The sequence below is a fragment of the Mammaliicoccus sp. J-M41 genome (assembly GCF_022385935.1).
GTDB classification, from domain to species: Bacteria; Bacillota; Bacilli; order Staphylococcales; family Staphylococcaceae; genus Mammaliicoccus; species Mammaliicoccus sciuri_A.
This window is the reverse complement of sequence record NZ_JAJNIR010000023.1, coordinates 1-21,299: the sequence shown is the minus strand read 5'-3', so window position 1 is coordinate 21,299 and position 21,299 is coordinate 1. Positions and strand designations below refer to the sequence as shown.

Annotated in this window: 16 protein-coding genes and 2 pseudogenes; 10 read left to right on the top strand and 8 right to left on the bottom strand. The window is 33.6% G+C overall.

What is annotated here, in order from left to right:
* Positions 1-108 precede the first annotated feature (108 nt).
* The 6 genes from phnE (LQ686_RS09335) to LQ686_RS09310 form a co-directional block, all read right to left on the bottom strand.
* A complete protein-coding gene (gene phnE / locus LQ686_RS09335) occupies positions 109-918 on the bottom strand; it encodes a phosphonate ABC transporter, permease protein PhnE (RefSeq protein WP_025906909.1) in 810 nt (269 codons plus the stop codon).
* Positions 915-1,712, bottom strand: a complete 798-nt coding sequence (gene phnE, locus LQ686_RS09330; protein ID WP_025906908.1) for a phosphonate ABC transporter, permease protein PhnE — start codon at positions 1,710-1,712, stop codon at positions 915-917. Before phnE (LQ686_RS09330) ends, phnE (LQ686_RS09335) begins: the two co-directional genes overlap by 4 nt.
* Positions 1,713-2,486, bottom strand: coding sequence for a phosphonate ABC transporter ATP-binding protein (phnC, locus tag LQ686_RS09325; protein ID WP_025906907.1), 774 nt, complete (start codon positions 2,484-2,486; stop codon positions 1,713-1,715). It lies immediately after the preceding gene.
* A 69-nt stretch (positions 2,487-2,555) separates the two neighbouring features.
* Positions 2,556-3,512: a phosphate/phosphite/phosphonate ABC transporter substrate-binding protein gene (locus tag LQ686_RS09320; RefSeq protein WP_025906906.1), complete on the bottom strand. Its 957-nt coding sequence runs from the start codon at positions 3,510-3,512 to the stop codon at positions 2,556-2,558.
* Positions 3,513-3,778: 266 nt separating this feature from the next.
* The gene (locus LQ686_RS09315; RefSeq protein ID WP_103360805.1) at positions 3,779-5,317 is read right to left on the bottom strand and encodes a bifunctional metallophosphatase/5'-nucleotidase; all 1,539 of its coding nucleotides are present in this window, start codon (positions 5,315-5,317) and stop codon (positions 3,779-3,781) included.
* 349 nt (positions 5,318-5,666) lie between these two features.
* A complete protein-coding gene (locus tag LQ686_RS09310; RefSeq protein ID WP_107565569.1) occupies positions 5,667-6,302 on the bottom strand; it encodes an FMN-dependent NADH-azoreductase in 636 nt (211 codons plus the stop codon).
* A 171-nt stretch (positions 6,303-6,473) separates the two neighbouring features.
* Between LQ686_RS09310 and LQ686_RS09305 the strand changes: the two genes are divergently transcribed.
* Positions 6,474-7,064 carry a histidine phosphatase family protein gene (locus tag LQ686_RS09305; protein ID WP_198052304.1) on the top strand — a complete coding sequence of 197 codons (591 nt, stop codon included), beginning with the start codon at positions 6,474-6,476 and terminating at the stop codon, positions 7,062-7,064.
* A 41-nt stretch (positions 7,065-7,105) separates the two neighbouring features.
* Here the strand turns inward: LQ686_RS09305 and LQ686_RS09300 are convergent, their stop codons facing one another.
* Positions 7,106-7,807: a GntR family transcriptional regulator gene (locus LQ686_RS09300; protein WP_025906902.1), complete on the bottom strand. Its 702-nt coding sequence runs from the start codon at positions 7,805-7,807 to the stop codon at positions 7,106-7,108.
* A gap of 143 nt (positions 7,808-7,950) precedes the next feature.
* On the opposite strand from LQ686_RS09300, the gene LQ686_RS09295 reads away from it, so the two are divergent.
* The 8 genes and pseudogenes from LQ686_RS09295 (at position 7,951) to LQ686_RS09260 (ending at position 18,610) form a co-directional block, all read left to right on the top strand.
* The gene (locus LQ686_RS09295; RefSeq protein ID WP_103360806.1) at positions 7,951-9,393 is read left to right on the top strand and encodes a 6-phospho-beta-glucosidase; all 1,443 of its coding nucleotides are present in this window, start codon (positions 7,951-7,953) and stop codon (positions 9,391-9,393) included.
* 191 nt (positions 9,394-9,584) lie between these two features.
* Positions 9,585-10,544 (top strand): annotated as a pseudogene (locus LQ686_RS14365) (E domain-containing protein); the annotation flags it as partial.
* Between the two features lie 133 nt (positions 10,545-10,677).
* Positions 10,678-11,073 carry an acyl-CoA thioesterase gene (locus LQ686_RS09285; RefSeq protein ID WP_025906898.1) on the top strand — a complete coding sequence of 132 codons (396 nt, stop codon included), beginning with the start codon at positions 10,678-10,680 and terminating at the stop codon, positions 11,071-11,073.
* 15 nt (positions 11,074-11,088) lie between these two features.
* On the top strand, positions 11,089-11,895 hold the full coding sequence (locus LQ686_RS09280; protein WP_107572917.1) for a glutamate racemase: 807 nt from the start codon (positions 11,089-11,091) through the stop codon (positions 11,893-11,895).
* 68 nt (positions 11,896-11,963) lie between these two features.
* On the top strand, positions 11,964-12,590 hold the full coding sequence (locus LQ686_RS09275; RefSeq protein WP_107572918.1) for a LysE family translocator: 627 nt from the start codon (positions 11,964-11,966) through the stop codon (positions 12,588-12,590).
* A gap of 387 nt (positions 12,591-12,977) precedes the next feature.
* The gene (locus LQ686_RS09270; protein ID WP_103361677.1) at positions 12,978-14,768 is read left to right on the top strand and encodes an ABC transporter transmembrane domain-containing protein; all 1,791 of its coding nucleotides are present in this window, start codon (positions 12,978-12,980) and stop codon (positions 14,766-14,768) included.
* A complete protein-coding gene (locus LQ686_RS09265; RefSeq protein WP_107565574.1) occupies positions 14,752-16,515 on the top strand; it encodes an ABC transporter ATP-binding protein in 1,764 nt (587 codons plus the stop codon). The genes LQ686_RS09270 and LQ686_RS09265 overlap by 17 nt, the downstream gene beginning before the upstream one ends.
* A gap of 94 nt (positions 16,516-16,609) precedes the next feature.
* The gene (locus LQ686_RS09260; protein WP_107572919.1) at positions 16,610-18,610 is read left to right on the top strand and encodes a CocE/NonD family hydrolase; all 2,001 of its coding nucleotides are present in this window, start codon (positions 16,610-16,612) and stop codon (positions 18,608-18,610) included.
* A gap of 58 nt (positions 18,611-18,668) precedes the next feature.
* Here LQ686_RS09260 and LQ686_RS09255 read toward each other — a convergent pair whose 3' ends face one another.
* Positions 18,669-20,624 carry a fructose-1,6-bisphosphatase gene (locus tag LQ686_RS09255; protein WP_107572920.1) on the bottom strand — a complete coding sequence of 652 codons (1,956 nt, stop codon included), beginning with the start codon at positions 20,622-20,624 and terminating at the stop codon, positions 18,669-18,671.
* Positions 20,625-20,773: 149 nt separating this feature from the next.
* Between LQ686_RS09255 and LQ686_RS09250 the strand changes: the two are divergent.
* Positions 20,774-21,123 (top strand): annotated as a pseudogene (locus tag LQ686_RS09250) (DUF488 domain-containing protein).
* Positions 21,124-21,299: the final 176 nt, after the last annotated feature.

Here is a 21,299-nt window from a genome sequence, read left to right as displayed (position 1 = left end):
GATTACCAGGCCGATAAATAAAAATAGCGACCCGAAAATGGAGTTTTCAGGCCGATAAAATAAAATAGCGACCCGGAAATCGAAATTTCCGTGGTCGCTTCATCTTTGTTAAACGAGTTTCTTCCTAATACTACCTGATATAAAATCAACTACTGCTACCATTATGACTAAACCTATTAATATTATGCCTACTCGATCCCAAGTTCGAGTTTGCAAAGCAAATATTAATGGTGTACCGATACCGCCAGCTCCGATTAAACCGAGTATTGAAGCGGATCTTAAGTTTAACTCAAAACGATATAATACTAATGATATGTATGAAGGGAGTATTTGTGGTACTACTGCAAACATAAGTGTCTTAATCGAATTGGCGCCACTTGCTACGAGTGATTCTGTTGGACTTAAATCTAGATTTTCTAGATCTTCAGCGAACAATTTACCCATCATACCTATAGAATGAATACCTAGTGCAAGTACACCTGAAAATGAACCTGGACCTACAGCTTTAATGAAGATAATAGCCATAACAATTTCAGGAAACACTCTTATAACACTCAAAATAAATTTACTAATACTAGAAACAGGTTTAAATTTAACCATGTTTTTAGCAGCAATAAATGCAAGTGGTATAAATAAAATGGCTGATAAAAATGTACTAATAACAGCAATTGCAAATGTTTCTAATAAACCTCTAAGAAGGTCTTCACCTTCAGGAATATATACATAATTCCAATCAGGATGAAATAATCCATCTACAATAGATTTCATAATTGTTCCTGACTGTGATTTGATTTCGAAAGCGGGTAATCCTACAAAAGCCCAAATTAATAATACGACAACAATGATACTTGTAATCCATCGAGAAATAATGGATTTGCGTTGTCTTTCTGGCTTTAACTGATAATGAGTTTGTGTCATATTAATTTTTCCCTCACTTTCGTACTTACTAAGTCAATGATTACAACAATAACAAGTGTTACAAGTATGATTGTTAATGTCTTAGGATATTGGAAAAGCCCTAACGTTTGATCATAATACAGACCAATACCACCAGCACCTACTAAACCTAATACTGCTGCCGCTCTTATGTTAATTTCGAATGCGTATAATACATAAGACATATATGGTGCAATAGCTTGTGGGATTATCGCATATGTAATCCATTTTAATTTATTTGCACCAACTGCAGTCATAGCTTCTAATGGGCCATCATCAATACTTTCTAATGATTCATACATCAATTTACATATGATACTAATAGATAAAATGATGATTGCGAGTACCCCTGGAATTTGACCGATACCAAAAATTGCAACGAATACTGCTGCAAGTAATAAGTCAGGGATTGTTCTTACAATATTCAAGATAAATCTACAAGGATAAGTAATCCAACTTGAACGAATGACATTGCGGGCACACAGGATTGAAATAGGAATTGAAAGTAGACCACCTATAAATGTCCCTACAACTGCCATTCGAATGGTATCTAGCATTGGTTTAGTGATACTAGAAATATAACTTAAATCTGGTGGAACCATACTTTTGAACAGTTCGACCATTTGTGGAATACCGTACATTAAATCACCAATACTAAAGTTTGTAAACATGAAACTCCAAACGACTAATATAGCGACGATAATGATTGATAAAACAACTTTTAAAGAAGTCTTACGACGTAAGTAAGGTTCAAAGCGTTCTTGGTTAGAGTCCATTTACTGCACCCCTAACTTCTCGTCATTTTTAATATGGCGTCCATAAATTTCGGCAAATGTTTCATCCGTTGCTTCTGATGCAGGACCATCATAAACTAATTCACCAGCACGTAGCCCGATAATTCTAGTACCGTATTCTTTTGCTAAATCTACGAAATGCAGGTTGATGATAATCGTAATACCTAATTCCTCGTTAATACGCTTTAAGTCATCCATAACTTGTTTCGTTGTAAGTGGGTCTAATGACGCAACAGGTTCGTCTGCAAGGATGATAGACGATTCTTGACATAAAGCACGTGCAATAGAAATACGTTGTTGTTGACCACCAGATAATTCATCAGAACGGTTATACGCTTTTTCTAGTATATTTACTCTATCTAATGATTCTAATGCTTTTATTTTATCTTCTTTCGGAAATAAACCGAGTACCATTTTCCAAGTAGGGTGGTATCCGACTCTACCACTCAACACGTTTCTTATTACAGATGATCGTTTGACTAAATTGAAATGTTGGAAAATCATACCTATATTGCGGCGCATCATCAGTAATTCTTTACCTGATGCTTTAGAGATGGATTTACCATCAATTAAAATATCGCCTTCAGTAATATCATGTAAACGATTGATAGAACGTAGTAGGGTAGATTTACCAGCACCTGATAAACCTACAATTACTGCAAAGTCGCCTTTTTCAATATTTAAATTGATATCTTTCAGGCCTTGGTGACCATTTTTATATATTTTGCTCACGTTTTTAAATTCTATTTGACTCATATGTATCCCCCTTAAAAAATAAAAGCTCTGCTCATAATAGGAGCTGAGCTTTTATATTAAATCTCATCATTATTTTTCATTATCGTTTACTTTTTTACCGTATTCACGTACGATATCGAATTCAGAGTCTTTACTATCAACATAGCCTTCATGACTATAAACTTCACTTACAATTTTGTGACCTTCTTTAGTTTTTGCGATATCTTTAAAAGCTTTTTTAAGTTTATCTCTAAATTTGTCATCCATATCGCTTCTTACTGAAATTGTATCGTTTGGAATATCTTCAGTTAATTCTACGATTTCAGTATCTTTGAAGACGTTTGGTTGGTCTTTCTTAACAATGTTACGAGCATCTTGGAATGTTACAGCTACATCAACGTCACCATTTAATAATGCAATAATAGCTTGGTCATGTCCTTTAACATTTGTAATTTTCATGTCGTTAATTGGATTGATGCCTTCTTTTAATAATTCAGCTACTGGATAAGTGTATCCTGCAGTTGATGTAACATCTTGTAAGGCAATTTTTTTACCTTTCATATCTTTTAAAGATTTAATTCCAGAATCTTTTTTAACAACAAATTGTGATTTATAACTTTTAACGAGTTTGTCATTATTAGATCCGTCTTTGTTAACGCCATAACGTTGTGCTTGTAGTAATACATCAGCAGCTTTTTGATCATGTGCTAATGTGTAAGCAGTAGGTGGTAAGAAACCAACGTCTACTTTTTTAGATTTCATTGCTTCAACGATTGTGTTGTAATTTGTAGAAACTGAAACTTTTACTGGAATATCTAATTCTTTTGATAATAATTTTTCTAACGGTTTTGCTTTTGCTTCTAATGTGTCAGCATTTTGAGATGGAACGAATTGAATAGTAAGTTCTTTAGGTTTATAGCTGTCCCCTTTGCTATCCCCATCACTTGACGATTTTGAATCAATACTTGATTTCCCGTTGCCACATGCAGCTAGTAAAATCATTGCCCCCAACAAAAGTATGGTTACAAAACTAAAACTTTTTTTCATGTCCATTAATTAAACCTCCAAATATGTATTATCACTACAAATAAATAAAATCTCGATACAAATTTAATTATACGCTTCGATTATGTAAAATTACAATATGAATATGCATATATTTTCTATTTAATGCCATAATTTGTATGGACTCCATTTACATAAAAATATTACCACAAAATCTTATGTTTTTTTTACATAAAAATAGAAAATTTTGTTAAATGATTGTAAGGATATTAAAGGTTTGTCTGATGCAACATATTTCTCGGGTTTAGTTAATATTTCACTTCAAAATTCATTACTTCTGGCACATCTTCTATACTGTGTTGCTCTAAGAAGTTAATCAGCATTTCTGCGCCTTCTACTTGAATATCTTTGATAATTTTATCAGCACTATACATGTTAAAGTCACCGCCACCAACTGCTCTATAATTATTAAGAACGATAGAATAATGTGCGTCTAATTCGATAGTCTTGCCTTTAAATAAAACATTTTCTACACGATTGCCAATAGGCTTATGAATATTGAATGTATATGAAATACCCGCGTACATATCATAGTTATAATGTTGTGGTTTAGGTTCAATGAAAGCCTTATTCACAACGAGTTCACCTTGCTCAATATCGAAGTATGAAGCGGTTCTTTCTAAGGCTAGTAATAAATCTTTACCAGTAATATCTAGTACATAGAATGTATTAGGGAATGGGTAATTGTTAATAACGTCACGCATCGTAATAGTTTGTCCAAACCCAACACCACTATCAAATAATGCTGAAGCGGAAATATCAGCACCACTAAGCTTCATTTGAGCATAATTAATAAAGTTAATCAGTGGGTGTGGCTCTATTCTTGCTTTAAAATGATCGTCGACATACATCGTTTGAGATTGTTGCGAGATTTCAGTATCTAACCAGTCATTAATTTCTTTTTCTAAGTTTGTAAGACTTTGTGGAATTGAAATTTGAGGTTGATAGTCTTTAACAAATAGTAATTCTGAATCTGCTGATAACACTTTATTTGTTTCTTCATCAATTTTCAATGTGATTTTACCGAGACAATCTCCTTTACCACCGGGTTGAATGACTGCTGTTTGATTAATGACTTCTGCAATTTCTCTATGTTGATGACCTGTTATCAATACATCAACATCTTCTAATTCTGTTAGTAAAGCGGATCCTTCATTCTCACCAGTAAGTAATTCAGTTTCTTCACCTGTATGTAAATCACGCTCAAAGCCTCCGTGATAGCACACGACAACAATATCCGCGTTACGTCTCACTTCTGGTATCAGTTCTTTCGCAGTTTCAACAGCAGATTGGAAACTTAATTCGGCTATTGTATCGGGTTTCTCCCAATGCGGTATATATTGAGTCGTTAAACCGATAATACCGAAAGTTGTTTTCTCTTTTTCTAAATAAATGACATCATTACCAGTGAAAGGTTGATGATCTTTAAAAATATTTGCCGATAACACGGGGTAGTTTAAAGATTTAATCGCATCATAAAGATAAGGTAAGCCATAGTTAAATTCATGATTTCCAATAACACCAAAGTCAAAACCAATTTGGTTGTATAGATCTGTTAAAGGCTTGCTTGATTTTGTTTCCGAAGCCAAATATGAACATAGTGGTGAACCTTGTAGAAAATCACCATTGTCCATTACGATGACATGTTCATGAGTTTTCTTGATATCTTGAATCATTTGATTAATTTTAAGTAAGCCCTTAGGTAAGTCTTGATGAGCCTCTTGATAATCAGTAGGGAAGATATAGCCATGAATATCACTCACCGTTAAAATTATAATCTCTTTCATTATGAAAAAGCCTCCAATCATAAAATAATTCCTTGATAAATATAGTATAAACGAAACTTTTGAATAAAATGTAATATATTTTAGGATTAGAAGGAAATTTGGGGGAGGATATGGGAGTTTCTGGACCGATAAAATAAATTACCGGTCCAGAAATTGGAAATACGGACCGATACGAAAAATTATCGGTCCAGAAACGAGAAATATGGACCGATAAAAAAATTTATCGACCCGAAAATGAGATTATCAGGCCGATAAAAATAAATATCGACCCGAAAACAGGATTTACAGGCCGATAAATGAAAACCTGAGTCATCGCGTGATGACTCAGGTTCAATTTTTCAATATTAAATTAGAATGTTTGTCCTAATGCTTTTGCACGCTCGATTGCGTCTGCTTTGATTTCTTCTGCTTTTTCTGGGTTAGCATTGTGGCCTTCAACAATTAAACCGTCAAAGTCTGTAATTCCGTAGAAGTTCATCATTTGTCCGATGTAACGGTGACCCATTTCTAAGTCAGCTGCTGGACCTTCACTATAGTATCCACCACGTGCTTGAATGTGTAATGCTTTTTTATTTGGTAATAAACCAACTGGACCTTCAGCTGTATATTTGAATGTTTTGCCAGCTACTGATACTGAATCTAAGTATGCTTTCATAACTGGTGGGAATGAGAAGTTCCAGAATGGTGTAACAAATACATATTTGTCTGCATTAACAAATTGATCACTTAATTCGTTTAAGCGACGTACTTTACCTTGTTCGCCTTCTGAAAGTTCTTCAAATCCTTGTCCTGATTGTAATTTACCCCAACCAGCAAATACATCTGCATCAATTTGTGGAATGTATGAATTGTATAAATCGATATGAACGACTTCATCATTTGGGTTTGAAGCTTTATAACTTTCGATAAATGATTTAGCTGTTGCCATTGAAAAAGAAACAGTTTCATCATGTGGATGAGCTGTAATAAATAATACTTGTGACATAATAATATTTCTCCTCTGTGATAAAAATTAAACTAACTATAAATATTATACTTAAAATTTTTACTAAAGCAATAGGAACGCTCATGAAAATAAATGTTATTTTACACTTAAGTTTTAATAATGGTAGGATAAATGTAATGAATGATAATTTGATAAGAGGGATGATGGATTTTGAGTAAGAAATTATACTTAATGAGACACGGACAAACATTATTTAATGAGAAGAAAAAAATTCAAGGTGCATCTGATTCACCATTAACACAATTAGGTATTGAACAAGCGCGTATGGCAAAAAAGTATTTCGATGAATCGAATATAACATTTGAGTCGTTATACGCATCTACACAAGAACGCGCGAGTGATACGCTTGAAATTATATGTCCAGAAAGGCCGTATGTAAGATTAAAAGGATTAAAAGAATGGAACTTTGGGCTTTATGAAGCTGAAAGTGAAACATTAAATCCGCCACATAAGCCAGGTGAAACTTCTTATGGAGACTTCTTTGTTGATTATGGCGGTGAGTCTAGTGAAGAACTGCAAAATAGAATGAACGAAACTTTAACAAATATCATGAATACAGATGAAGCCGATACAATTTTAGCTGTAAGCCATGGTGGAGCATTATATATGTTTTTACAACTATGGTTACCATTTGAAAAAGTTAAAGAAGTGAAATTCTCCAATTGTTGCATACTCGAATTTGAATTTGAAGCCAATACATTTAAATTTATACAAGCCATTAATCCAACAGAAATGGCATAAAAAACGGGACAGCCATCGCTCATGATGACTGTCCCGATCTATTATTTAATTGAAGGTATATAGAATCTAGAATTTTCATAATGGAATATGATTTTAGAGTAGTCGAAAGGAATACCTGTACTCGTGTAGAATATTTGTTCATATTCTAAAGATGGATCACCTTCATTTAATTCCAAGTGTGTCGCATCTTCTTTATTTAATTTACCAATATTGAAATATATATCAGTGAATCCTACTTTGACTTTTAAGTTATTTTCAATGTAATGAAAGATTGAACCATTGGCAATTTCTTCATTCATGTATAAGACAACATTCTTACTAAAATAAGAAGTTTCAATACAGAATACCTCTCCATCAAGATATCTAACGCGATCTACAAGATATACAGTATCGTTATCTTTTAACTTTAATTGTTGTTTTACTTCATCTTCAGGTTGAATCTCTGCGACTTTTAAGATTTTACTCGTTACATCGTGCCCTTTAAATTCATCTGAAAATCCATCAGCAGTAAATAAGTTAACAAATCCATCTCTTTTCGGATTTCTTACATAAATCCCACTGCCTCTAGCTTGATAGATTAAACCTGTTTTTTCTAGATTTTTGAGAGCATTGATAATCGTACTCTTGCTCACGTTAAATTCACTTCTTAAAACTTCAACACTCGGTAATTTATCCCCAGCTTCATAATGCCCATTATTGATAAGCGACTCAATACGTTCGGCAATAAGCTCGTACTTAAGCATATTAATCCCCACTTTATGATAGATATTACTCATATTATAGCACTTGTTAAATTAATAACACTAACTAAATATATACCTATCTTTACAAATTGTATCGGTATAATTATAATGTAAGTGTATACAAAATATCCGGAGGTAATCAAATGGCTAAATTAAACAAAGACTTTTTATGGGGTGGCGCTTTAGCTGCTAATCAATTCGAAGGTGGATATGATCAAGGTGGTAAAGGGTTAAGTGTTCATGATGTGATGACTGCTGGTGAGCATGGTAAAGCACGTGAAATTACTGAAAAGATTGAAGCGGACAAATATTATCCTAACCATGAAGGTATTGATTTCTACAATAGATATAAAGAAGATATTGGCCTGTTCAATGAAATGGGATTAAAGTGTTTAAGAACATCTATCGCATGGACGCGTATTTTTCCAAATGGTGATGAAACTGAGCCAAATGAAGAAGGGCTAAAGTTCTATGATAATGTGATTGATGAGCTTTTAAAATATAACATTGAACCTGTATTAACGTTATCTCATTTTGAAATGCCGTTACATTTAGCACGAGAATATGGTGGTTTTAGAAATCGTAAAGTTGTAGACTTTTTCGTTCGTTTTGCTGAAACTGTCTTCAATCGTTATAAAGATAAAGTGAAATATTGGATGACATTTAACGAGATTAATAACCAAATGGATACGAGTAATCCTATATTCTTATGGACGAATTCTGGTGTCACTTTAACAGAAGAAGATGATGCTGAAGAAGTATTATATCAAGTTGCGCATAACGAATTAATCGCAAGTGCACTTGCTGTATCAAAAGGTAAAGAAATTAATCCAAACTTTGTAATTGGAAACATGATTTCTCACGTACCTATTTATCCATATTCATGTAATCCTAAAGATATTTTAGAAGCGGAAATTGCCAGTCGTTTGAGATATTTCTTCCCAGATGTTCAAGTAAGAGGATATTACCCAGGTTATGCATTAAAAATGTTCGAGAAAAAAGGTTACGATATTAAGTGGCAAGAAGGCGACGATGAAATCTTGAAAAATGGTACGGTAGACTATATCGGCTTCAGTTATTATATGTCTACAGTCGTTAAACATGATGCAGAACAAAGTGTTGATGGTAATGTTGTGAATGGTGGATTACCAAATTCAGTAGAGAATCCATACATTAAAGTCAGTCAATGGGGTTGGGCAATAGATCCAATTGGTTTACGATATACTTTAAATGCGCTGTACAATCGCTATCAGTTACCATTATTTATCGTTGAAAATGGCTTCGGTACAACAGATGAATTTAAAGAAGACGGTACGATAGATGACCAAGAAAGAATCGATTACTTGAGAGAACACATTCAAGCGTCTATAGAAGCGGTTGATGAAGACGGTGTTGAACTAATGGGTTACACACCATGGGGCATAATTGATATTGTATCATTTACAACAGGTGAAATGAAAAAACGATATGGTTTAATTCACGTAGATCGTGATAATGCAGGAAAAGGAACATTAAAACGTACTAAGAAGAACTCATTCTATTGGTATAAAAATGTTATCGATACAAACGGTGAAGAACTTAAATAATAAAATATATTAACGAATTAATCTCTTGTCATATTAAATGACAAGAGATTTTTTTATGTTGTAATCAACCATTTGCTGTTTGAATTCATTACTGTATTCTCTACGCTCTCTTCTCATAAAAAGACCACCTACTTTCTTAATTTTAACAATACTTCTCTTTAAAGAAGTTGTCCAATTAAGTGTAGACGGTCCAGTATTCTATTAGAAAATTTACAGTAGGAACTGCTTCTATTTTAGTCGGAGCTACTTTACTTTTCGGGATAGGTGAAGAAGCAAAAGCGGATGAACAACAAAATAATTCTGTACAATCACAGTCAAATAATTTAAATGATGATGGTCAATCTGAAGAGGCTATAGAAAAACAAACATCAACAGAAAAACAAATTGTAGATCAAGAGAGCACAGAAGAAATTGCAACTAATGAACAAGATGTCGCTAAAGAAGAACAAACAGAAGAAGCACCAAAAGCTGAAGAAGCAGAAAAAGCAACAACAGAAGAAGCGTCAACAGCTGAAGAAACAGACAAAGTAGAAACAGAAGAAGCGCCAAAAACTGAAGAAACAAACAAAGCAGCAACAATTAATCCATTAACAGCAGAAAAAGTAGGCGAAGGCGATCCAACAACGGAAGTAACGAAAGAACCAACAGACGAAATTGTTAACTATGCACCTGAAATTATTCCTCATGGTACTCATGAAGAAATTGATCCAAACTTACCAGAAGGTGAAACTAAAGTTATCCCAGGTAAAGATGGATTGAAAGATCCTGAAACTGGTGAAATCATTGAAGAACCACAAGATGAAGTAATCATCCATGGTGCTAAAGAGGACACTGGAAGCGACTCAGATAGCAACTCAGACTCAGACAGCGATTCAAACTCTGATAGTGAATCAGATTCAGAAAGCAACTCAGATTCAGACTCAGACTCAGATATGGGAATGGGTTCAACTGATTCAAACAACAATGATGGAAACGGCATTGCAAAAGCTGCAACTACAGATGATCATGATAAATCAAATAATGATAAGAAATTACCAGACACTGGTGAACAACCAATTAATAACGGTGCTTTATTCGGCGGTTTATTTGCTGGAGTTGGATCATTATTATTGCTTGGTCGTCGCAAAAAAGATAACAAAGAGAATAACTAATAACTAGATTATTCTTAAGTGATTTAAAAATTCCTAGTATTGCTAAAGGTTGATTTAATGAATGACTTTAAGTGATAATATGTATAAAGTTATTTTGAAATAATAAAAAATGATGTACGAAGGAGTCTTTTTAATGCAAGAGAGAAAATTAGTCGCTGAAAAAGAAATCGAAGTTAATGTTTATGATATTGATGCTATGGGCATTGTGAGTAATATTGTGTATGTAAGATGGTTTGAAGATTTAAGAACTGCTTTTATCAACCAATATATGACTTACTCAGAAATGATGAAATTTAATATATCACCAATATTGATGAGAACTGAGTCAGACTATAAAGTACCATTGACGATTCATGATAAACCAGTTGGTAGGTGTTGGTTAGTTAAAGTGAGTAGAATGAAGTGGGAACTTGAATTCGAAATTGCTACAGAAGATAAAGTGCATTGTATGGGATATCAAAAAGGTGGATTTTATAACGTGGTAGATGAGAAAATAGCACAAACACCGAAAGTATTTTTAGAAATTTAAGTTAGGATGGCATATATGACAAATAATCAAGACACGTTATTGCAACCTATTGCTGTTTTTGATGCGGGAATTGGCAGCTATTCAATTGTAGAATTGTTAAAAAAGACATACCCAAATCAAGACATAATATATTTGGCAGATCGCAATCAGTTTCCTTATGGTCAAAAATATATCCATGAATTAGAAACTGTAATCACACAAACCATTCATTATTTAGAAAAGTGGAATCCTCGTTTGATTATCGTGGCATCTAATGTACCAACGATTACTATTTTAAATAACATGAAAGATAATTTTGATACTGAAATCATAGGTGTATTTCCACCGGTGAAAGAAGCGTTAGAGAAATCTTCTAGTAAACAAATAGGTATTTTAGGTGTTCAATCTTTAATTGAAAGTGATGCATTAAATGAATTTATAAACAATGAAGTTTCTTCAGGCCATGTATATCAATTTAATGCTTCTTCATTAGTAGAATTAGTTGAAGACGGTTCATTTATATCCGATAAATATCGTACTTTAATGACTGTGAAGAATTTTATGGATGATATTATAGACCAACATGAAGAAATCGATATATTTACATTATCTTCTACACATTTACCGTGGTTGTATAGTTATTTTAAAGAATTATATCCACATATCATGTTTATTGATCCTGCTCAAACTGTTATTGAACAAGCAGCATCCTACATTTCCAACGGTCATGGCAGGATTAAGACATTAGTAACTGAAAATGAGAACTATACTATAGAAGGTTTTGAATCAATACTTGAAAAGTTAAATATAGACTTAGAAATTGAAAAGGTCGAGATAAATTAAAATTTTCATTTTACAACTTTAGATTATATGTTAGTATATCTTAACGATTAATTTAAAGGGGGTAAATGATGTTTGATATCGTATCTTTTCAACTGTTTTTAATCACAGTGCTTATCATCTGTATCACACCTGGTATTGATATGATGTTTATATTAAATAGAAGTATTTCACAAGGTAGAGATGCAGGTATATATTCAGCATTAGGTGTATCGGTTGGTGCAGTTGTTCATACTGTACTGTCAGGATTAGGGTTGTCCGTTATTTTACAAACTTCCGTTGTCTTATTCACGATTATTAAAATTGTCGGAGCAGTTTATTTAATTTATTTAGGTATACAAATGTTTATAAGTAAACAATCTTCAATCTCAATAAAGAAGACCGTGTATCAGTCTCGTAGAAAATTATTTGTACAAGGCGTGATCACGAACGTTACGAATCCTAAGGTAGCGCTATTCTTTATTTCCTTTATTCCACAGTTTATTTCAGTGGATAATCAGTACGGTCCAATACCATTTTTAATATTGGGTAGTATTTTCGCAGTAATGGGTGCGATCACATCATTTATCATTGCAATCTTTTCAAGTAGTTTAACAACAAAATTAAGAGAAAATATCGTAGTAGAAAAAATTATCAATAAAATAAGTGGTGCAGTATTTGTCATATTAGGAATAAGTCTATTCGGTACAAAATCATAAAGAAGTGAAAATGGCGCGGAACATTGAATAATGTCCCGGCCATTTTTTTATTGGGGAATAGTGGGATGAAGTGTTCTGAATGTTGCAAGTGGAGCGTGACTAGCAACATTGGAGGTCTGAATATTGCAAGAGAAGGGTGACTAGCAATATTGGAGCCGTGTATATTGCAAGACTGCCTAAACAAGCCACATAGCACGCCCGTATATTGCAAGACTGCCTAAACAAGCAACACCCACACCTCCCAATCTCCCTCATCTACAAAATTCCCGTATACGCCATTCGGATGATTTTTATATAAATGTATGAAAATTATGAACTTTCAATTTTCAGATGATTGTTTTGTGCTAAAATTTTAAATGTGTAGATATAAGGGGAGTGTGGACGATTATGAAGGTATTTGCAAAATTGGGCTGGTTTATTAAACAAGAAAGGAAAAATTATATTTTTGGCATTCTCATTTTATTACTCGTTGCGCTGATTGATTTGTTGCCACCACAAATTATTGGTCGAGTGATTGATGGTATTAGCTTTAATACTTTAACGGAAAAGACGCTTCTTATTTATCTCATCATTTTATTTCTTGCTGCTGTATTAACATATGTATTTCGGTACTACTGGCGCATTATGATTTTCGGGGCGAGTATGAGGTTAGGGAAGATATTAAGAGAGCGACTGTATCACAAATATACGTCAATGAGTCCTTCCTTTTTCCAAGAAAGACGTACTGGAGATTTAATGGCACATGCTACTAATGATATTAGAGCTGTTCAGAACACTGCAGGTGGCGGCGTTCTGACAATTGCTGATTCATTGATGTCAGGTGGGGCTGTTCTGATTACTATGGCAATTACTGTTGATTGGCGTTTAACTTTAATTGTGATGATTCCACTTCCTATTATGATTATATTAACGAGTTATTATGGTAAATTGCTTAACCGCGGTTTTAAAAAGGCACAAGCTGCGTTTAGTCAGTTGAATGATAAGACTCAAGAGAGTATTGCTGGGATAAAAGTTACAAAGACTTTTGGTTATGAAAAAGACGATCAAGCAGATTTTAAGCAACTAAGTGATGATGTCGTATACAAAAATTTAAAAGTTTCTAAAATTGATGCATTGTTTGATCCAACGATTATGTCAGTAATTGGTGTGAGTTACTTTTTAGCGATATTCTTTGGCGCAAGAATGGTGATTCAAGATGATATTACAATTGGACAACTTGTTACATTTACAACTTATTTAGGGATGATGGTTTGGCCACTGCTTGCACTTGGATTATTCTTTAACATTGTTCAAAGAGGTCATGCTTCATATGAAAGAATTAATGAAATTACCAATGTTCCAAACGATGTCGATACAGAAGTTAAGACGGATACGATTCCTGAAGGGGATATTCATGTCGACATTAAATCCTTTAAATTCCCAAACGATGATAATGTGGCATTACATGACATTCATTTCACGATTGAAAAAGGTACAACATTAGGTATTGTTGGTCGAACAGGGTCAGGTAAAAGTGCAATCATTCGTCTGTTATTACGCGAATTTGATACGAAAGAAGCGGATGAAATTATATATGGACATCATCCATTAAGTTATTTTGATATTCGTCATTTAAGAGCGCAATTTGGTTATGTACCTCAAGATCACTTTTTATTCTCGACTTCAATAAGAAATAATATTGCCTTTAGCGATCCTACTATCGATGATGATATTATTCATAACGCGAGTAATATTAGTTATATTCACCAAGATATATTAAGCTTTCCTGAAGGCTACAATACAGTTGTCGGTGAGAGAGGTGTTTCATTATCAGGCGGTCAGAAACAAAGGATTTCTATCGCAAGGGCATTAATTATGAATCCACCTGTACTGATATTAGATGATTCATTATCAGCAGTAGATGCAGAGACTGAAGAACATATACTTGAAAATATGCAGAACGTCAGACAAGGTAAGACGAATATTATAACAGCTCATAGAATGAGTGCTGTCAGTCATGCGGATATGATTATCGTGATGGATGAAGGCACAATCATTGAACGCGGTACACATCAAGAGTTGATGAATCTTAAAGGTTGGTATTATGACACGTATCAATCACAAGCCTTACATGAAAAACTTGCGAGTAGTCTAGATGAATTGGCAAAGGGGGATGACAACGATGGCACAAAATCATAATTTAACTGCCAAAGATCAGTTTGATGTACTCAAAAGATTAATTAAATATACGTTCCCCTTTAAAGGTATCATTGCACTTGCTTTCTTGATGCTGACGATTTCGACAGTTGCAAGTGTCGCAACACCTTATTTAGTAAAAGTATTTATCGATGACTATTTAACACCACGTGTATTTCCAGAATCAGATATGACATTACTGATTGTCATATTCTTTGTCGTTCAAATCATCGGTGCTGTAACAACATATTGGAATGTATACTTATTTCAATATTTAGCTTTTAAAGTGATTCAACAATTAAGAATTGATGCTTTTGATAAAATTGGCCAATTAGGCATGCGCTATTTTGATAAAGAGCCAGGTGGCAGTATAGTATCAAGGTTAACGAATGATACTGAAGCCATTGTAGAAATGTTTATCGGTGTATTTTCATCATTTTTAATGGCATTATTTATGGTTATTTCAAGTTATGTCATGATGTTTATTTTAGATTTTAAATTAGCTTTAATGGCACTTGTATTTGTACCTATTATAGTTGTCATATTAGCACTTTATAGAAAATATTCTGCGATATACTTTTCTCAAGCGAGACAGCTTTTATCAGATTTAAATGCGAAGTTAGCTGAATCTATCGAAGGTATGAGAATTATTCAAGTATTTAATCAAGAAAAGAGACTTCAAAAAGAATTTAATGACATTAACGATGAGCACTATGAGTTTAATATGAAGACAGTCAAAATTGATGGCTTATTACTCAGACCGGCAATCAGTATGATTTCAGTATTTGCTGTCATTATGATATTAAGCTACTTCGGTATATTGAGCTTTTCAGGTGGCATTACAGCAGGGGTTGTATTTGCATTTGTACAATATATGGAACGCTTCTTTGAACCGATTAACCAAGTCAGTCAAAATTTAAACGTACTTCAACAAGCGCTCGTATCAGCGAGTCGTGTATTTAAACTAATCGATAATGATATGCTTGAGCCCGAGCAACAAGAGCGTCAAGATTTTCATATTACTGACGGCAAAATTGAATTTAAAGATGTAACATTTAGTTACGATGGCAAAACAGATGTATTAAAAAATATATCATTTATCGCAAATCCAGGTGAAACAGTTGCACTTGTTGGGCATACAGGTTCTGGGAAAAGTTCAATCATTAACTTGTTTATGAGATTTTATGAATTTGAACAAGGTGAAATTTTAATAGATCAACAATCGATTAAGCAAATACCGAAAAAAGAACTCAAATCTAATATTGGGCTTGTGCTTCAAGATGCATTTATTTTCTACGGAACGATTACATCGAATATAAAATTGTATCACCCGACAATGACTTTTGAAAAAGTGAAAGAAGCGGCTGAATTTGTAAATGCAGATCAATTTATCAATAAATTACCTGGGAAATATGATCATAAAGTAATCGAAAAAGGTAGTGCATTTTCAAGTGGAGAAAGACAATTGTTAGCATTTGCAAGAACGATCGCAAGTGATCCAAAAATATTAATACTGGATGAAGCGACTGCTAATATCGATTCAGAAACAGAAGCGCAAATTCAAGCATCTTTAGAAAAAATGAGAAAAGGCAGAACAACATTAGCGATTGCACATAGACTTTCAACTATTCAAGATGCTGATCAAATACTCGTATTGAATAAAGGCGAAATTGTTGAAAGAGGCACACATGACGAATTGATTAAACAAGACGGCATTTATCACAAAATGTATTTACTTCAAAATGGATAATAGTACGAACTGATCAGACGAAAGTGTCTGGTCAGTTTTTATATATGTAATTATGTATAATAAGCAGTAATAGATAAATAGAGGAGGATTTTACATGGGTGTTTTTGATGTAGACTATAATAAAATAACTGAGCGAACACAATTTCCATATGAAATCGAAGTGATTCATCATACTTGGATAACGATGCAAGATGGTACGAAATTATCAGCTAAAATCTGGCAACCTAAGACCGACACTAAGACTAAAGGTGCGGTATTAGAATATTTACCATATAGAAAAGATGAATTTACAGCTTTACGGGATGAAATTAGACATAAGTATTTTGCAGGGTTTGGGTATACTGCTATTCGAGTTGATATAAGGGGAACTGGGGATTCTGAAGGTATTATCGAAGACGAATATCCATTACAAGAACAAGACGATGCATTGGACATTATAGAATGGATAACAAACCAAGAGTGGTCAAATGGTTCAGTAGCAATGATCGGTAAATCGTGGGGAGGATTTAACGGATTACAAGTTGCTGCGAGACAACCAGAAGCGTTGAAGACCATTATCTCATTATGTTCAACGGATGATCGATACGCGGATGATGTTCATTATAAAGGCGGAACGCTTATGGCTTCTGATATGCTTTGGTGGGCTTCTACGATGTTTGCATATAATGCACGACCAGCATTTCCGAAATATTTCGGTGATAAATGGTATGAGAATTGGCTTGAACGTTTAGAACATACACCACCGTTTGTGGAAGAATGGGTTAGTCATCAAACAAGAGATGATTATTGGAAGCACGGTTCTATCAATGAAGATTATTCAAACATTACCATTCCGGTATTAACGATGAGTGGTTGGGCTGACGGCTACACAAATGCTGTGTTTCGTTTAATGCGTCATTTGAATGTTCCGAAGAAAGGTATTATAGGACCTTGGGCACATGAATTTCCAGACGTTGCAATTCCTGGACCTCAATTTGGATATTTACAAGAAGTTGTCGCATGGTTAGATAAATGGATGGAACCGAATGACCATATTAACCATAAAGACGAATTTCTTGTTTATGTTCAAGATAGTGTAGAGCCACAAACTTCATACGACTATCGAGAAGGCAAATGGCTAGATTTATTAAAAGAAGACATCAAGTCGAAAGATATTTTCAGTAGTATTACGCAAGAAATCACGTTGAAAAATAATCAACAACATGGTCTTTATTCAGGCGTGTTCTGTCCTTTTGGCCAAGAAGGGGACTTACCAGGTGACCAAACAATCGATAATGCTTTAGCATGCTCATTTATGGTTGAGACGTATGGTGAAACATTGAATATCATTGGACAACCTATCGCAAAGCTCCGTGTTAAATCTGATTGTGAATATGGCAATATCCATGTGCGTATTTCTGACGTGCATCCAAATGGCAAGAAGACATTGATTACGAAAGGTCAGTTGAATCTAAATCACTACAAGAGTCATGAAACGCCAGAGAAACTACCAATTAACGAGTATATCAATGCAGAAGTACCTCTAGATGTTATAGGCTATCAAATACCAGCAGGACATAAAATAGAAGTGTCTATCTCTCCTACATATTGGCCACAAATTTGGCCGAGCAAAGAGATAGCAAATATAAAAGTGGATTTAGAGTATTCACAATTGATATTACCTTTAGTTGATCATTTTGAAGAAATTCAATTAGACTATCCTTTATCAGAAACTGCACAGCCTCTAAAAAAAATCATTCATAGAGAAGGGTCTCGAACGAGGGATATCACGAAGCGGTTAACGACCAATGAATGGGAATTAAGAGATTATTCAGATGAAGGATTAAGAACATTAAAAGATAGTCATATCACATATGGAACAGAGAACTTAAATGTCTACACAATTAAAGAAGACGATCCGTTATCAGCCAAAGTTCAATGTGATTGGAAAGTGATTGTTAAAGATGATGATATAGATACTGAAGTAGAGACATTTAGTACAATGACATGTGATGAAGACTATTATTATTTATATAATAAAGTCGTAGCTTATAACGAAGGCGAACAATGCTTCTCAAAAACATGGAAAAAGAAAATAAAACGAGACTTTACTTGAAGATGAATATAGTAAAAACCGCGAAAACTAACAGCTCACGTTAGTTTTCGCGGTTCTTTTAATCTATATAACGATATGACATTAATTCTTGTAACATTTGAATTTCTTCTTGCAGTTTGGCACCGATGTTTGTATCTCGAACTTTCTTTCTTTCGAGTTCTTCATCTACAACACGTCTAACGGATAGTTCATCAGCCCCGTTGAGTAGTACATTTTCTTTTGTACCGAAGTGTTTGTGGGCAACGAGCTGCATACCAAATGAGTTATACAGCAATGTATAGCCGGCGATACCTGTTGTAGATTGATAAGCTTTTGAAAATCCACCGTCTATAACAATCATCTTACCATTTGCTTTAATTGGATTTTCACCATCAATTTCTTTAACAGGTGTGTGACCGTTGATAATACGACCTTGTTCAGGATCTAAATCAAACTCTTCTAACATTTTGCGACACATATCGCTGTCTTCTCTTAAGTAATAATAAGGATTTTTTTCTTCTTTATGTGACGCTTTATCTTTTATAAAATATCTTTCGAATGTTGTCATGGCACGTTTACCGAATAATGAAGAATATTTACCTGTCCATAAATACCAAATTAAATCTGTAGATAAATCATCTGTTTCATGTTTACGACTAAATGAATTTCTAATATGATATTCGAATTGGTCTAATAACTCACGTCCATTAAAGACTTTACCGTCAATTTCCATTTCTTCCATATTACCTTGTTCATCTACAGGTATACATCCGTGGATAAGCAAATTACCATTATATTTTAAATATAAGTTACCTTTTTTCATTAAAAAGTTCATATGACGTTTCAGTTTTTCGGATTCTTGTACAGAAAGTAGAAGTTTATTAATGACTTCCTCTTCTTCTTCGTTTAGTTGTGCTGGATTTTCTGGATCAACGGTTTCGAAGCATGTATTTTCTAATTGATACGTTTGACCATAAATAGTAATTTCATTTTTATCGTAATTTACTTTTTCGAGTACGAGTCTTTCTTCCATATCAAATGACGGACGACGTTTAATAATTGGACTTTCTAGTTTAAATTGAATGATGGCGATTGCTTGATGAATCTTAGTGATTTGAAGTTTTTCTTCTTCTGATAGTTCTTTGTCGGCATGTTTTTTTGGATGAAATGCAGTATTATCGCCGTAATATTTTTCAGCTAAATTAACTAAAGGTCGCAAATTAATGCCATATGCATCTTCAATGATATCTAAATTATCATAACGTGCGCATATTCTTAATATATTAGCTAAACATACTTTTGAACCAGCATAAGCACCAATCCATAATACGTCATGGTTACCCCATTGGATATCAACAGAATGATAATTGATTAACGTCTCCATAATTTTATCGGGTTCAGGACCACGGTCATAAATATCTCCTACAACATGTAAATGGTCAACGACTAATCTTTGAATCGTGTATGCTAAACCAATAATCAGTTTATCTGATTGACCTAGTGAAATGATTTTTTGAACAATCGTTTCGTAGTAAGTCGTTTTATTGTTATAGACATTGCTTTTGTATAATAACTCTTCGATTATGTATACGAATTGTTTTGGTAAAGCTTTACGTAACTTAGAACGTGTATACTTACTTGAAGCGTATGAAATAAGATGTATCATCTGTTGAATTGTTTCAATATACCATTCATTTAATTCCGATTTTGATGCAAATTGATTTTTAACAAGTTTCAATTTTTCTTCTGGATAATAAACGAGTGCAGCAAGGTCGCTAATATGTTCTTCAGAATGTGTATCTTTAAAAATATCATTAATTTTAGCTCTCACATTACCAGAACCATTTCTTAAAACATGTTGGAATGCATGATATTCGCCATGTAAGTCACTTACGAAATGTTCTGTTCCTTTAGGTAAGTCTAAAATAGATTGTAAATTAATAATTTCAGTTGCTACTTTTTCTTCTTCATCAAACTTTTCTGCTAATAAATTTAAGTATTTTTCTTTTAAATTCTGGCTGTCGTATTGAGTCATAAAAAAATTCACTCCGTTCATCATTTCGAGATTTTTTATTTAGAAATTAAACCTACCATTTGAGATATAGTATAACACATTAAGCGTTTTCTTTTATGGTTTAAGATTCACTTCTATAGGCTAAATATATATAAAGGAGTCGATCATTCATGGTATGTAAAATAGATAGAATTTATAATAATCTTGATGAAAAAGGTGTAAGAGTATTAGTGGACCGAGTATGGCCGAGAGGGATATCTAAAGACAAAGCAAATTTAGATCATTGGTTAAAAGACATCGCGCCCTCTAGTGAATTAAGAAAATGGTTCAATCACGAACCAAGTAAATTTGAAGCATTCAAAGAAAAATATAAAAAAGAACTCGAATCAGGCGATCAACAAGAAGCTTTAAATAAGCTAAAAGAAATATATAAAGAAAACAAACACTCATCATATTGTATGGCGCCAAAGACGAAAAACACAATCAAGCAATCGTGTTAAAAGAAATATTGGATGGGTGAGTCATGGCTTAAGTACTGAATAAAGCCAAGAGAAGGGGCGAATCATGGCTTAAGTACCGAATAAAGCCAAGAGATAGTCCAAGTCATGGCTTAATGAAACAGAAAGCAAGCATAAGTGGATGCAAATATTTGATGAAATTAAGGCTCGTGGTGTCGAAGACATTTTCTTTTTATCT